This is a genomic window from Pelagicoccus sp. SDUM812003, from assembly GCF_031127815.1.
Lineage (GTDB): Bacteria > Verrucomicrobiota > Verrucomicrobiia > Opitutales > Opitutaceae > Pelagicoccus.
Genome location: NZ_JARXHY010000002.1, coordinates 163,325 through 179,229 on the forward strand (window position 1 = coordinate 163,325; position 15,905 = coordinate 179,229).

8 protein-coding genes are annotated in these 15,905 nt (G+C 56.9%); all 8 read left to right on the plus strand.

The window, feature by feature from the left end:
* The first annotated feature begins 17 nt into the window (after positions 1 to 17).
* The 8 genes from QEH54_RS02940 (at position 18) to QEH54_RS02975 (ending at position 15,525) form a co-directional block, all read left to right on the plus strand.
* Positions 18 to 2,036 (plus strand): DNA gyrase/topoisomerase IV subunit A, encoded by a 2,019-nt coding sequence (locus tag QEH54_RS02940; RefSeq protein ID WP_309017127.1) that lies wholly within the window; start codon positions 18 to 20, stop codon positions 2,034 to 2,036.
* A gap of 5 nt (positions 2,037 to 2,041) precedes the next feature.
* Positions 2,042 to 2,914, plus strand: a complete 873-nt coding sequence (locus QEH54_RS02945; protein WP_309017128.1) for a tetratricopeptide repeat protein — start codon at positions 2,042 to 2,044, stop codon at positions 2,912 to 2,914.
* A gap of 197 nt (positions 2,915 to 3,111) precedes the next feature.
* Positions 3,112 to 6,315, plus strand: a complete 3,204-nt coding sequence (locus tag QEH54_RS02950; protein ID WP_309017129.1) for an ATP-binding protein — start codon at positions 3,112 to 3,114, stop codon at positions 6,313 to 6,315.
* A gap of 29 nt (positions 6,316 to 6,344) precedes the next feature.
* Positions 6,345 to 7,415 (plus strand): glycoside hydrolase family 88 protein, encoded by a 1,071-nt coding sequence (locus tag QEH54_RS02955; RefSeq protein WP_309017130.1) that lies wholly within the window; start codon positions 6,345 to 6,347, stop codon positions 7,413 to 7,415.
* A gap of 79 nt (positions 7,416 to 7,494) precedes the next feature.
* Positions 7,495 to 8,640, plus strand: a complete 1,146-nt coding sequence (locus QEH54_RS02960; RefSeq protein ID WP_309017131.1) for a glycosyltransferase family 4 protein — start codon at positions 7,495 to 7,497, stop codon at positions 8,638 to 8,640.
* A 416-nt stretch (positions 8,641 to 9,056) separates the two neighbouring features.
* A complete protein-coding gene (locus QEH54_RS02965; protein WP_309017132.1) occupies positions 9,057 to 12,632 on the plus strand; it encodes a TonB-dependent receptor plug domain-containing protein in 3,576 nt (1,191 codons plus the stop codon).
* A 248-nt stretch (positions 12,633 to 12,880) separates the two neighbouring features.
* Positions 12,881 to 14,137 (plus strand): VCBS repeat-containing protein, encoded by a 1,257-nt coding sequence (locus QEH54_RS02970; RefSeq protein WP_309017133.1) that lies wholly within the window; start codon positions 12,881 to 12,883, stop codon positions 14,135 to 14,137.
* An 8-nt stretch (positions 14,138 to 14,145) separates the two neighbouring features.
* A complete protein-coding gene (locus QEH54_RS02975) occupies positions 14,146 to 15,525 on the plus strand; it encodes a tetratricopeptide repeat protein (RefSeq protein ID WP_309017134.1) in 1,380 nt (459 codons plus the stop codon).
* The last annotated feature ends 380 nt before the right edge of the window (positions 15,526 to 15,905 follow it).

A 15,905-nucleotide genomic window follows, 5' to 3' on the forward strand; every position in this document is an offset into this window, starting at 1 on the left:
CTCCTACCTGATTCTAAATGTCGGACGACTCCCAAGACGAACTTGACCTGCCCGCAGGCGGCGAAGAGAGCGAATCTCCCGAAAAGTCGGGAAACGCCAAAGCGCCTCTCGCCTCCAACTACCAGAGCTGGTTCCTCGACTACGCCTCCTACGTCATCCTCGATCGCGCCGTTCCCGCGCTGAACGACGGCCTCAAGCCCGTGCAGCGTCGCATCATGTACTCGCTCAACGAGCTCGACGACGGACGCTACAACAAGGTCGCCAACGTGGTCGGTCACGCCATGCGCTACCATCCGCACGGCGACGCCTCCATCTACTCGGCCATGGTGGGCATGGGACAGCGTAACCTGTTGATCGATACGCAGGGCAACTGGGGAAACACGCTCACCGGTGACGGAGCCGCGGCGGCTCGTTACATCGAGGCGCGCCTTTCCCCCTTCGCCCGCGAAGTCGTCTTCAATCCCAAGACCACCAATTGGCAACTCTCCTACGACGGACGCAACAAGGAGCCGATCAATCTTCCGGTCAAATTTCCGCTGCTTCTCGCCGAAGGCTGCGAGGGCATCGCGGTCGGCCTCGCCTGCAAGATCCTGCCGCATAACTTCAACGAGATCATCGACGCCGCCATCGCCTACCTGAACAAGGAGGAGTTCGAACTGTATCCAGATTTCGAAACGGGCGGAGTTGCCGACTTCACCAACTACAACGACGGCCTGCGCGGCGGTCGCATTCTGGTTCGCGCGGTTTTCGAAAAACTGTCGAAGTACCAGATCGCCATCCGAGAGATTCCCTTCGGCTGCACCACCGGTTCGCTCATCGACTCCATCATATCCGCGAACTCCAAGGGCAAGATCAAGATCAAGAAGATCGAGGACAACACCTCGGACAAAGCGGAAATCCTCATCACCCTGCCGCCAGGATCCGACGCGGACGCCACCATCGACGCTCTCTACGTCTTCACCGACTGCCAGGTCTCGATCGCTCCTAACTCCTGTATCATTGAGAATGATACGCCCTACTTCCTGCCCGTTTCGGAAATCCTCCAACGCTCGACCGACAACGTAAAGGGGTTGCTGAAGCGCGAGCTGGAGATCAAGCTCGCCGAGCTCGAGGAGAAGTGGCACTTCGACTCGCTGGAACGCATCTTCATCGAGGAGCGCATCTACCGACGCATCGAAGAGTGCGAGACCTGGGAAGCGGTCATTTCAGAAATCCACAAAGGACTCGACCCGTTCAAGAGCCAGCTCAAGCGAGAGGTCACCGATGACGACGTGGCTCGATTGACCGAAATCCGCATCAAGCGCATTTCCAAATACAACTCCTTCAAGGCCAACGAGGAAATCAAGAAAACCGAGAAGGGAATTCGCGAGACCAAGCGCCACTTGCGCTCGCTGGTCAAGTTCACCATCGCCTACTTCGAAGCCCTGAAGGAGAAATACGGCAAAGGGCGGGAACGCCGCACCCGTATCGAAAGTTTCGAGACGATCAAGGCCGCCGAGGTCGCGCTGCCCACCGAGAAGCTCTACGTCAACCGCGAGGATGGCTTCATCGGCTTCTCCCTCAAGAAGGACGAGTTTCTGTGCGAATGCTCGCAGCTTGACGACGTCATCGCCTTCAGCTCCGACGGCACCTTCCGCGTTTCCCGCGTGGCCGACAAGGTTTTCATGGGCAAGGATATCGTGCACGTCGCCGTCTGGAAGAAAGGGGACGAAGAAACGATCTACGACATGGTCTATCGCGACGGTCCGCGCGGATCGTCCTTCGTGAAGCGCTTCGTGGTGAACGCCGTCACCCGCGACAAGGTCTACGACCTGACGAAGGGCTCCAAAGGGTCCAGGGTCCACTATTTTCGAGCCAATGCGGACGGCTCCACGCGCCCGATCAAGGTGCGCCTCACGCCGACCTGCAGCGCCCGCATCAAGGAGTTCGATTTCGACCTCGGCGAGCTCACCGTGAAGGGGCGAGCCAGCAAAGGGAACCTGCTCACCAAATACGCCATCAAATCGGTACGCGCCCACTTCAATACCGAACTGTAGCGCCCATGCCCGACATCGTCGCCGAAACGCTCGCCAAGGCCATCTCCCTGGAGCACGAGGGCAAGCCCGACGCTGCGCTGAAGATCTACGAAGAGGCGATCGGATCGGGAGCGGAGGAGGTTTTGCTGCACAGCAACCGCGGCCTCCTTCTGGATCGCATGGGCAAGGTGGAGCTCGCCTTGGCCGACTTCCGCAAGGCGAACCTCATATCGCCCAACTTTCGCGACCACTACAATGCGGGAAACATGCTGATGAAACTCGATCGCTTCGAGGACGCGCTCTCGGAATTCGAAGCGTCGCTTTCCTACCGAAACGACTACCCGGACTGCTGGGCCAACAAAGGCATCGCTCACCACGCGCTCTCGCAGCTCGAAGAGGCCCGCGAATCCTTCGACCGGGCCCTGCAGCTCAATCCAGACTTCGCGCCCGCCCATCGCTGTCTGGCGATCCTGCATCGCTCCCTCGGACGCGACTCGCTGGCCATCGGACACTTCAAAAAGGCTGCCGAAGCGGCGCCGGAAAACGCCAACGCTTGGTTCGAATACGGCTGCGCGCTCTACAAGGCGCTCGACGGCGAAACGGTCTCCTTCGATCCCTCCGGACCCGAGGGCCAGGCCGTCAACGCCTTCGATCGCGTGATCGAGCTCGCCCCTGCAAACGCCGGCGCTTGGGGCCGAAAGATCGGCGTGCTCTTTCGGCTAGCCGACGCCGCTCAAGCGGCCGACGCGCAAGCTTCCGACGAAGCCCCGCAGCTGGTGCAGCTGATCCTGGCGGATCTGGCCTCGACGCTGACCCTGGCCAGGGAGCAGTTTCCCCACGACGACTGGTTCGCGAAGCGCCAGCAGGATCTTGCGAATTTCCAGCAAGATTCGCCCTAGCCGACGGTTCGTGAGAGCTTTTCGCCAATCACTCGCTTCGGTGACCTTGTATTGTCTCCGTTTCTAGTTAGGTTTGCCCTGAACATGCGTCTTTCGTTTCGTAGGAAGCGAAATGCGACCACCGCCAGATCGCCCTTGAGCCAAGGGCTTAGAGACCGGGAGCGCGCCACGCCGACTTCTGACCAACCACCGCAGATTTGCCAACTTCAACTCAAAGCTCGCCCTCGGTTCGACGGTGCCTCGCCCTGCTCGCAAGCGCTTGCATCGCCTTTTTCGCGAGCGCCCAAGCGGAGCGTGACTCCTTCCTCGGCAGCCCCTACTTCTCCGTATACGAACCGACCTCGATCGGGAGCCAGCACGGCCTCAACCACATTTCCATCGATCCGTTCGGTCGCATCCTAGTAGCCAGCGGGGCCAACGTGTTGGCCTTCGACGGCAACGTCTGGCTCACCTACACGCCCAAGGAATTGAGCGTGAGCCAAGAGAGCTTCTCGATCCACACCATCGGGCTGGCTCCGAACGGCAAACTGTACGCGAGCACCACCACCGGCATCCACCAGTTGAGCTTCGCCGCGGGTAAGCGCTACGAGCTCCGGTCCATCGCCGATGTCGAACAGCACCATCACCAAGGGGTATCCACCTTGCTCGAGCTCGTGACGGATGGCGACATCTTCTACTTCTACGGGCAAGGATCCATCGCGGAGCTCGATACCGCCACCGAATCGGTAAGGTTCGTGCAGGAGACGTCCAGTAGCATCGCCAGCGCCGCCTTGCACCAGAACAGCCTCTACGCCTTCGGCGTCGATGGAAAGGCTTTGAAACGAGAGGGAAATCAATGGAGAGCCTTAGGCAGCGGAGAGATATTGCGCTACCGCGAAGGCATACGGTCCGCCGAGTCCTGGCCGGGAGTCGGCCTGCTGCTGGGACCTGACATCAGCGGATTGCAGCGCCTCGACGAGGAAGCCGGCATCGTGCCGTGGCCCAGCGAGATCGACCAGCTGGAAACGCACCGCATCCTGGACATGGAGCCGATCTCAGACCAAGTGCTCGCCCTCTCGGTGGCGAACAACGGCATCTTCCTAATCAACCGAAAGGGCGAAGTCATCCAGTGCCTCAGTCGCAGCATCGACTATCGTTTCGGCCAGGCAAACCACCTGATCCACGCAGGGAACGGCGTAGTTTGGGCCATCTCCGAATCGTCCGTGATCCGAGTCGACTTTCTCAAGCCGCTCACGGATATCTCAAAACTACTCCCCTACGCCACCACCTACCCGCGCATCTTCTGGCATCGCGATCGCATGCATGTGGTTTCCGACTCGAAGCTCGTAGGCGCCATCACCTCCCAAGGCGGGGCCTTGCTGGGATTCGAGCGTCTGGCAAGCGAGCTCCCTAGCAGGATCCTCAATGCGATTTCGGTGGAGGACGGCATCCTTTGCGCCACGGTGGACGGCGTGTTTCTCCTTCGAGACGACCAACGCGCCCAGCAAATAGCCGGCGTGGCCGAGTCGACCTTGGTAGTGCGGCATCCTGACTACCCGAACCAAGCGGTAGCCATCGGAGGCCAAGAGTATCGGCTGCTGAAACGGGAGGATGGGCAATGGAGGGCCACTTCGTTTTCACGTCCCTCACGTGGGTTGAGCTACGACGCGGTTCTGGACAAGGACGGCGTGATTTGGCTCGAACTCGGGGTGGGAGCCGTGGCCCGATTGGAGATGCGTCCGGACTCCTTCGACGTTCGGCGGCTCGGAGCAGCCGAGGGGCTGGCGAACTATTGGGTCAACATTTGGCAACTGGGCGAGCGCACCCTTTTCGGAGTGGGAAGCGACATGGAGTATCAAGTATGGGATGCCAACACCCAAGCGTTCACACCGGTGAAGGAAAAGATAGCGAGCGGAATCTTCAGAGACTATCCTGGCGTCACCCGCCCCGTTCTCGACTCTGAATCAAGATTGTGGGTACCGACCAACTCGAACCACGTGATCCTTAGGATGGAGGAAGACGGCTCGATATCTCGCGATACCGAAACGCTCGCCTCCATACAAAACGAGCGATTGCTCTGGGTCAGAGCGCGCGGCGAAGGGATTTGGCTCACCGGCAAGAACAAGATCTTCCACTTCAATACCGCATACGAAAAGCCGCTGCCGAACCTTCCTGAAACCTCGATTGTGAGTATCGAAGATCCCAACACGGACACCCTTCTCTTCGACGGGCTTTCCGACCAACTCAGCGACGAACGCGCCATCGCCTACCGAAACAACAGTCTGCTGATTCATGCCGCCACTCCCACCATCGCCTACCCCCACGACATCTCGCACCAGTACCGCATCCTGGGGAAGTCTCGCTACTGGCATCGTTTCTCCACGCCGGAAAGCTTGGCATTGACCAACCTGCTCGAAGGCGACTATCGCATTCAGATCCGCGCCGTATCCAACAATACATACGGCGCCCCAACGGAGTTCTCGTTCACCATCTTCCCTCCGTTCTACAGATCAGCGTACGCGTACTTTCTCTATCTTCTCACCTTCGGAATCCTGCTGTACATCGGAGTGCGCTTCATCCGGACTCGAGCCGAGCGACGCAACAAGTTGCTCCAATCCGTAGTCGACCTGCGCACGAGAGAGCTGCGCGTGGCCAACGACGAGCTGAAGACGCTCGTTCGCAAGGCCGAATCCGCGACCATCGCCAAAACCGCTTTCCTTCACAACGTGAGTCACGAGATGAGAACGCCGCTCAACGGAATCATCGGCCCTTCCACCCTATTGCTTAGATCCGCCAAGGACGCCGACAGCAGGACCCTGGCTAAACTCGCCAAGGAATCAGGAGAGAGACTGGCAGGCATTATCGAGAAGCTGCTTCTTTTCGCTGAAGCCGAGGGCAACGACCTAAATTCGGATGTATCCTCTTTCCATATACAGGAAACTCTATCGGAACTGCTCTCGGAATTCGAGGAAATCGCCCAGCAAAAGCAGCTCGAACTTCAGCTTCGCATCGAACCGAGCACGCCCCGATACTGGTTCGGCCAATCAGCGAAAGTTCGTCAGGCTCTTCGCATCCTGCTGGAGAACGCGCTTAAGTTCACCGAATCCGGCTGCGTGAACCTCTCCGCCCAGAGGATAACGAACATCAAGGAAGGCGAGTTTCTGGTGATCGAAGTTTCGGATACGGGAATCGGAATCAAAAAAGAGCTGTTGAAATCTCTGTTCGAACCCTTTCAACAGGGCCGAGACAAGGGAGGCAACAAGCACAGCGGCACTGGCATCGGTCTTGCAATCTGCCAGCAGCTGGTGCTTTCTATGAACGGCCAGATCGAAGTCGAAAGCGAGGAGGAAAACGGAGCGTTGTTTCGTATCACCCTACCACAAAACGTCTTATCCAAAAACAAGCGACAGAGCGCGATCTGACCCGCCACACGAATCGATTCCCCCCAAATATGAGAGCCTTATCACGCTTCGCTCCGCCACTGCTTTGCCTCGTCGCTTTCGCTAGCCACGTTCAAGACACCCGAGCCGGGCAAACGATCAATACTGGAGCCTTGCTCGTAGACAATCTCCTGCAGAGGGAGGATTACATGCGCTACGGCGAACACGGCCTACACTATGCGGAAGCTTGCGCCGCAATAGGAGCCATGCGCTTTTGCAGCGCAACCGAAGATCGAGCCCGACTGGAAGCGATCGCCTCCCGCTACCAAAAGCTGCTGGAACCCGGCAGCGATTTGATCAGCGCGGAGCCTCACGTGGACTTCAGCGTGATCGGGGCAATCCCGCTGCAAGCGTATCTATCGACTGGAGACAAAACGCAACGCGCCTTCGGATTGCGGTTCGCCGATCGCCAATGGGAGGATCCGCTTCCGAGCGGACTAACCTCCGAAACGCGTTGGTGGATCGACGACATGTACATGGTCGGCTTGCTGCAAATGCAGGCGTTTCGCGCCACCGAAGACCCGACCTACGCGGACCGAGCAGCTCGTTTCCTTCATGCCTACCTTTCTCGCCTCCAGCAAGAAAACGGGCTCTTCCATCACGGGCCCGACGCTCCCTTCCTTTGGGGTCGCGGCAACGGCTGGTGCGCCTCGGCCTTGGCAGAGGTACTGTCATCGCTGCCGGAAACCCATCCGCTCTTCCCAGAGATCCTAGCCCGCTATCGAACCATGATGCGGTCGCTGCTCGACTATCAGCAGGTATCCGGCATGTGGACACAGCTCATCGATCGCCCGGATTCCTGGGAGGAGAGTTCTTGCACCGCCATGTTCGCGTACGCCATGCAAGTCGGTATCAACCACGGCTGGCTGGACGCCCACGCCTACCAAGCCCCTGTGGACAAAGCTTGGACTAGCCTCTTGCGGCGCCTCGACGAGCAAGGGGACCTGCAGGACATCTGCGTCGGCACCGGTCAAAGCAAGGACGCCAGCTATTATCTAAATCGGCCTCGACACTCGGGCGATTTCCACGGACAAGCTCCCATGCTTTGGCTCGCCACGCAACGCCTGAAAATCCGACCATGAAGGCATGCGCTGCCTGATCATAGGAAAAGTCTGGCCCGAACCAACCTCTTCAGCCGCAGGATCTCGCACCCTCCAGATCGTGAAAAGCCTCCAAGAGGCCGACTGGGACTTGAGCTTCGCTTGCGCCGCTCAAGAAACCGCATACAGCGCGGATCTTGAAGCAGAATGGGGCATCCCCTGCCATCCCATAGCCGTGAATGACTCGAGCTTCGACCGATGGATCGCCGATCTCGATCCAGAGGTCGTCGTTTTCGATCGATTCATGACCGAGGAGCAGTTCGGATGGCGGGTCGAAAAGTCCGTCCCTGGCGCCCTTCGCGCGCTCGACACCAGCGACCTCCATTGCCTTCGAATGGCTCGCCACGAGGCGATGAAGACTGGAAACGAAACCAGCGTCTCCTCGCATCCGATCGCCCTCAGGGAAATCGCCAGTCTCTATCGCTGCGATCTCACCCTCATGATTTCGGAATACGAAATCCACCTCCTCGAGACAGAATTCGAAATCAAGGATTTCCTAGTGGCCTACTGGCCATTCGCCTTGCCCGATCCGACCGAAGCGCTTCTGCCAAGCTTCGATCAGCGGCGAGATTTCGTCATGATCGGCAGCTTCCTGCACGAACCCAACTGGGATGCGGTCCGATACTGTAGCGAATCGATCTGGCCCAAGATTCGCTCCCTGCTTCCCAAGGCCGAGCTCCACGTCTATGGCTCATACTTGCCCGACAAAGCCAAACGATTGCACCAGCCTGAACTCGGCTTCCACCTGCGCGGCCGAGCGGAGCAGGCGGTCGAAACCTTGTCCCACTACCGAGTCAACCTCGCTCCTCTCCGCTTCGGGGCAGGTCTGAAAGGCAAGCTCGCAGACGGTTTTCTCGCAGGGACACCGAGCCTCGCTAGCCCCATCGCGGCCGAAGGCATGACCGGGAGCCTCCCCTGGGGCAGCGAAATCTGCGAAGACCCGAATGCCTTCGCCTCCGCCAGCGCCTCGCTCCATGAAGATCCTCTGGCCTGGACGAAAGCTCAGCAATGCGGTTTCGCGATCGCCCGCCAGCGCTTCTCCGAAAGAGAGTGGCTGCCTAGGCTTCCTAAACTGCTCTCAGAGGCCTTCAGCAAGCGCTGGGAAAACCGTCGAAGCAACTTCATCGGCCAGCTCCTTCGTCATCATCAGCATCGAAGCACCGAGTTCATGAGCCGATGGATCGAGGCGAAAAACAAGCGCGCCTGAGTTGAAAAACGGTCAGATGCCGGGTGGATTCTAAGATGATATGACGGGGATCTAAGATCCGTACACTCTGCACATATCAGACAGGAAATATCAGCTTAGATACACCTGGAAATCTACTATTCGATTGACTTGGAGTAAGAAAATCCATGGCCTGATTTATCGTTTATTTAGCATTTTTCTCATACTCCAAATGGAGCATTTGAATAGCAATTAAGCACCTGCATCACCCCAATCCACTGATCCCAAAACCGACTCTCTACCTGACGCCTGATTCATTGGAAGCGGGCTGAAAGAAAGAGCGCTGATCGTTACCCGATACCCCCTTTTGAAAATGAAAGCCAGTCCAGCAGGCCGGGGTGATTTAAGGTTATATCTTCCGAATAAGCTTTTCACTAGTCAGACACACAAACACGAACATGAATAACAAACTATGCTACCCCTGGAAGAGCCGTTGCGGCTACTTCCTGCTGGCTTGCGCCATGGCTACCTCTGCTAGCTATGGACAAGATTCGGCAAACGACGTGGAGGAGGAAGTCTTCGAGCTTTCCCCTTTCGAGGTGACCGCGGATGAATCGACCGGCTACGTCGCCACCTCAACATTGGCAGGAAGCCGCATCCGCACCGACCTGAAGGATGTGGGCTCCGCGATCAGCGTTGTCACCGAGGAATTCCTCAAGGACACCGGAGCGGTCAACAATGAAACCCTTCTGCAATACACGCCGAGCACAGAAGTCTCGGGTCTTGCCGGCAACTTTGCGGGTTTGGGAAATGGGAATGCTCTCGATGACACGAGCCAACGTATGGCTCCACACGAAAGCACCCGTGTTCGCGGTCTTAGCCAAGCCGACAATACTCGGGACTTCTTCCTGACAGGAGTGCCCTGGGATTCCTACAACGTGGGAAGAGTCGACCTGCAACGCGGCCCCAACGCCATCTTGTTTGGCATCGGAGCGCCCGCCGGCATCATCAACACATCTGTAAACAGCGCTCACTTCGAAAACGAAGGCTCTGTCGAGGTCAGATTTGGAAGCTACGGTTCAACCCGCCTATCTCTAGATAAGAACTTCGTCATCTTGGAAGACGAGCTCGCGTTGCGAGTATCGGTTCTCGATAGCAATACCAAGTACCAGCAGGATCCCGCTTTCAACGAAGACCAGCGCATCTTCACCGCTGTCCGCTACGAACCAAAGTTCCTGCAGTCGGAAAGCATGTCGACGCAGTTGAATGTGAAGTACGAAAACGGCCAGATCGACGCGAACCGCCCTCGCATCATGCCGCCAGGAGACTTGATCTCACCATGGTGGACCAATGCGGATCTCGCAGCTGTTCGCCAAGCGGGAGGCATGAATCCCCTAACCCTGGGTGAAAGCGATGGACCGACCATTGCGGCCCTGCGCGCGGCGGGCGACCTCGGAGCAGGCATCCGCGGCGACAACTCCAAGTACTTCAACAAAGCAGTTGGCGCCTTCGGCCGAAACTACGGCGGTATCGTAGCTGTCTTCGATGATCCAACCAGCGGAGAGCACTCTCTGATGACCACGGATATTTCGAAGAACGTAACTTCAGTGGTCACCCTGCCATGGACGATCATGTCGGGCGTGATTGGCCGCAAGGATCTCGAGGGGACTTTGCAGACCGCCGACAACTACGACTTCTACAAGGACGAGCGTTTGCAGGACACTTCCATCTTCGACTTCCGCAACAAGCTGATCGACGGTCCCAACAAGAGCGAATGGTCGAACTTCGACGTGCTCAATGCGAGCTTCTCGCAGACATTCCTCAACAATAAGGTCGGCTACGATCTTGCTGTGTATGAGGAGAGTCTTGACCGCGGCCAGACCAACCTCACCTCCGATTTCGGGCAGGCCATCACCATCGACCTGAACAACCACCTCGTCGACGGTTCGGTCAATCCGAACTACGGACGCGCCGCAATGATCTCTGATCAGTTCGCCAACAACAGCTACGATTCGGAAAGGTCCGCTCAGAGACTCACCCTCTTCGGGGAGTTTGATGCCGTCGACAGCATGGGAGATAGCGCACTCTCGAACTTCATAGGTCGTCACGTGTTCACAGGCCTCCTAAGCAATGACGAGCACCAGTGGGAGAATCGCAACTGGTTCCGCTACGCCGCTCCGCTCGAATACGGATTGGAGTACATCGGAGGCGATCCTCTTCTCCGAAACAGAACCGTCAATGTGCTCACCTATCTATCCGACAATATAGCCGACCGATCGAGCATCCGAGGCGCCAACATCGGCCGCTTGTACGCTCCACAGATTCCTAAGAACGGTCCTCTGCCGGTCTTCGATCTGACTTGGAACTCAGACGTCGACCCGGACGCCGTGTGGGTCAACCAGTACGGAGATGAGTCAACACAGGCCCAAAATCCAGCAAACTACCTGGGTTGGAACGGTTCCGACTACATGCTCGACCTGATAAGCGACGTGGAAGGAGATCGCGATCTTCTCACGACCAACGCGTCGCTTAACAAGACAAAAACCGAGTCGTGGGCTCTCAACTGGCAAGGCTACTTCCTCAACGGGCACGTAGTTCCCAGCATAGGCATCCGTCACGACGAGCAGGAGTCCTACTCTCTCGGCGGCGGCGACTTGCCGCGACGAGCAAATGGCAGCGATACCATTGCGGTTGAATCTCCAGACTACCGTCTACCTTACTCGCCCGATGTCATCGTCGCGGACGACAGCGAAAGCTACAGCATGGTCGTTCACGTCCCAGATGCCTGGACTGAAGCCCTTCCATGGGACACCGGAATATCGTTCTCGTACAACAAATCCGAGAACTTTCAGCCGTCCGCCGGAAGAATCGATGTCTACGGCAACCCGATCGCTTCCCCGAAAGGCAGCACCGAGGACTACGGTTTCAGAATCTCTATGCTAGAGGATAGAATCTCGTTCCGTGCCACATGGTATGAGACCGACGTTTCCGACGCAAAACTCGACAGCTTCGGTGGCGCATACATGATCTGGGGCGCAGAGGCTTGGGGATATGGCTTCGCTCGAGGCAACCTCCTTCGCGCCAACGTTGGCGGATGGGCAAACTATACCGAAGGCTATGATCCACTCGGTATCGCTGGCGACGAAACACCTGAGGATGGATGGTCCGACGAGGATATTGCTTACGCTCAAGCCGTTGGCGACGCCATCACACAGGCCTACATGGACACCCGACTGGAAGACTCCTGGTATAAGCTCTGGGCAATCGACATCGCATCGGCCGACCAAGGCAACTTCATCGCTGGTTCAGAACCCAACGGCTTCACCGTAACTGGCGATACGCACTCCGAAGGTCTCGAGTTGGAATTCGCTGCTCAGCCCACCAACAACTGGAATATCACCGCGAACGCCTCCAAAACCGAAGCCCAGCGCATCAATATGGCGGGATCTCTGGTTGAATGGACGGAAAATCGCTACGAAATCTACAACACGCCAGTCATGCTCGACGGTGAGCAAGTCGGTGTCGTCGGTGACGTACGCTTCTGGAATGGTGGATACAATCCGAACGAAACCCTGCTGGGCAAATTCACTCGCGAATACATGTCGGGCTACTGGCTCTACCGAATGCAGGAAGGCGCCAACGTGCCAGAACTACGCCCATGGCGCTTCAACCTCATCACCAACTACTCGTTCGAAGACGGAGCTCTCGGCGGCCTGAACATTGGCGGCGCTTACCGTTGGCAGGACGGACAGGTCGTCGGCTACCCGATTCTCGACGGAGCGACGATCGACGATCCTCGCGCGTTCGATCTGACCGATCCGTATACCAGCCCTGCTGAAAAGAATATCGATATGTGGGTGGGCTACAGTCGCCCTCTCAATGATCGAGTCGATTGGAGGATCCAGCTTAACGTGCGCAACGTGCTCGACGATGACGACCTTATCCCGATCACGGTGCAGCCAGACGGCAGTCCCGCCGCCGTACGTATCCCCGAAGGAAGGACTTGGCAGATCTCCAACACCTTCACCTTCTAGGCGGCCCAAAGCGTATTCGAAAACCCTTTCAAAGACCCCTCGCGCGAGGGGTCTTTTTTCTTCGATCGCTTCAGCTAAAAAGCCCAGACAATCAAGCGCCACGATTGACAGGATTCCAATCCTCCAAGATTCTCGATTCACGATCGTCAGCCTGATACAACAAGGATGCGCCTGAATCGCACCATCTCCTACCCCCATTATACAAACGAATTCGCTGAACCTTCGTCATGACTCTTTCAATACACCGAATGCTCAAAGCAATATCCTTTCGCATCGTCGCAGGATTGGCCACGCTTCTGCTGGGCGGATGTTCTGCAGAGAAGCAGAATCACCAAGCGAAGTCCGGTGAAGATGGAGCGATCTCATACTCGAATCGAGAAGTGGGCATCCCCAGCACCGACCGGCCGTGGATTACCCATGTGAACGTGGTTGATCTCGATGGAGACGGCTTGACTGACATCCTCGCATGCGACGCCCAGACGAACACCGTCGGCTGGATACGCCAAACCGCTAAAGGGCGCTACCACGAGCGCATAGTCGCAAAGGACCTGCCCGGACCCGTGCATGTGGAAGCGGTCGATATGGACGGGGACTCCGATCTCGATCTACTGCTCTCCTGCATGGGACAAGTCTTCCCGAACAACGATCTTATCGGCTCCGTGATCATCCTAGAAAATCTGGGCAAGGAGACCTTCAAACGACACGACATCATCACCGACACCTACCGGGTAACCGACGTCCGAGCAGGTGACTTCACTGGTGACGGCCTGCTCGATCTAGCTGTAGGAAAATTTGGATACCAGCAAGGAGAAGTCACTTGGCTGAAAAACAACGGAGGCTGGAATTTCGAGGAAAACGATCTATCCAGTCTGCCCGGAGCGGTCAATGTCTGTATCGAAGATCTCAATGGCGATGGCTCACTCGATATTGTAGCTATTATTTCACAGCAGTACGAAGAGCTTCACCTCTTTGAGAATGATGGACAGGGCAGCTTTAGCGACCGAATAATCTTTGGGTCCACCAACGAAGACTTTGGAAGCAGCGGAATCAGCTTGTGCGATCTCAATCAGGATGGAAGCACTGATATCCTCTACACCAATGGCGACGGTTTCGACTACGCTCAGCCTGGCTCTCGTCCGTGGCATGGTGTGCAATGGCTTGAAAACGATGGAAAAGGTAATTTCCAGTATCATCGGATTGCCGACTTCGCCGGAGCGTACAGCCCCGTCGGCTCAGATCTGGATCTCGATGGAGATATCGACATTGTTTGCGTGAGCGGCTTCAACGATTGGGACAATCCAGCCTCAGTATCCATAACGGCATACATCAATGACGGAAATCAAACATTCACTCCACAAGTCATCGCCCATACTCCAACTCATCTTGTAAGCGTCGTCGCCGCCGATCTAGAGGGCGACGCGTATCCGGAATTTGTGACAGGTGGTTTTCTCGCCTACCCGCCATGGGGGCACGTCAGCCGTGTACACATTTGGAGCAAGAGATAGATTTTTGTATGCCTTTTTCTCGAAAGCCCAATCAATTTGTAGCGTGCCTGCTCGTTTCTCTTTTTGTCTTCGGGTGCGGAAACGGACCGGACTCTCGAAACATCGACACCCCCCTTCCCGAAGCTCTCTACCACTCCGAAGTTGAAGCGGCAAAAGAAAGCTCGCTAACCCCTGAGGGAAGACTCGAAGGTCTCAAACGTCTCGCACGCCTGTACCATGCTAATGGATACCAATCAAAAGCGATTGATGTCTACCGCGAACTCTGCGAGCTCGATCCTCGAAATCCGGTTTGGCCGCATTCCCTCGCAAACCTGCTCGCAGGGTACGGTCGCTTGCAGGAAGCGCTACCGCTTCAAGCCAAAGCTGTCGAACTCGCCCCAAACGAGCGAGCCCCCAGACTCCGACTCGCCGAAATGCGCCTCAAGAATAACCAGGTCGACCAAGCCGAAGAAATCCTTCAGTCCATCCTTGAGAGCGATCCAAATGAAAAATACGCGCTGCTCGGACTTGCTCGCTGCGACGTAGCGAAAGAGAACTGGGCATCCGCTCGAGGTCGCCTCGAAAACGCAGTCTCCATAGACCCGAATTTTACCGGAGCATGGGCCTTGCTTTCCACCGCGCTCGAGAAGCTGGGCGTGGATCAGCTTGCGGAAATAGCGCGCGTCAAATCGTTTGGCCGATACGTCGACTTTCCGGATCCCTGGCTGAACGACCTCTGGAAAGACTGCTTCGACCCCTACCAGCTCAGCGTGGCCGCCGCTGTCACTACCGATCGAGAACTCTCGAAATCGCTGCTCGAAAAAGCGATATCCCTCTCCCCTTCGTCAGGCGCCTACCACCGCCAACTTGGCAATATCCATCTACAGGAGGGCGAGATGCTGGAAGCGAAAAAACGCTTTGAAATAGCGGTTGAAGCCGACCCGAAGGATGCAGAATCTTGGTCGTCACTTGTCAACGTCTTGATGCAGCTTGATGACTACAAAGCTCTGAGCCTAGCGCTCGACACCGCCCTTCCGCTTTGTCCGAACTCCGCTTACCTGCACTACATGAACGGCAGGCGCTACGCTATGGTCGGTCTCTATCAGCAAGCTCAGCGTGAATTCGAAGAATCCAAACGCATCCAGCCACACGAGGGGCGCTCCTACGTTCAGCTCGCCATGATTTCTCTGATGCAGGGAAACCTTCTCGAAGCGAAGCGCGAAGCTGAGGCTGCAATGATGCGCGAACCTTCCAATCCCGACATTTACGTGGTGCTCGCTAAAGCTAGCATCATGGCCAAGAGGCGGGCCGAAGCGCGATTGTGGATCAGCAAGCTGATGGAGCTTCCAAATCACTCTCCTGAGGACCTCAGAATCCTTAAGGAAAATTTCGAGCAGGCATTCCGATAAACGCCTCCTGCTACACTCCCCCTTCACCTATGGGGCCCAAGGCTCCGCCTTCACGTCCCCTGCGTGCGACCATCGACGCTGCAGAGCCTACGATCATCTCAACGATCCCTGAAGGCAATGGTTTGTTCGTATCTTGTTTTTCGATACACAGGCATTCCTCCAAGTTCCCTATTCAACTGCAGGAACCAACCGTCGCTTTCACGTTGGAGGAGCTGAAGGAAAACCGCACGCAAACCTCCACCCAGCTTTCGATGCCGTAGGCTTCAAGGATCGGCGCCATTTCTTCCGCGCGCTTTTGCATGTACTGCGTCCAGGCCGCCCGGGCAGGTCTCGGAGCTTTTGGCACGGAGCGCCACATACCGGTCAGATGGAAGCAGTGT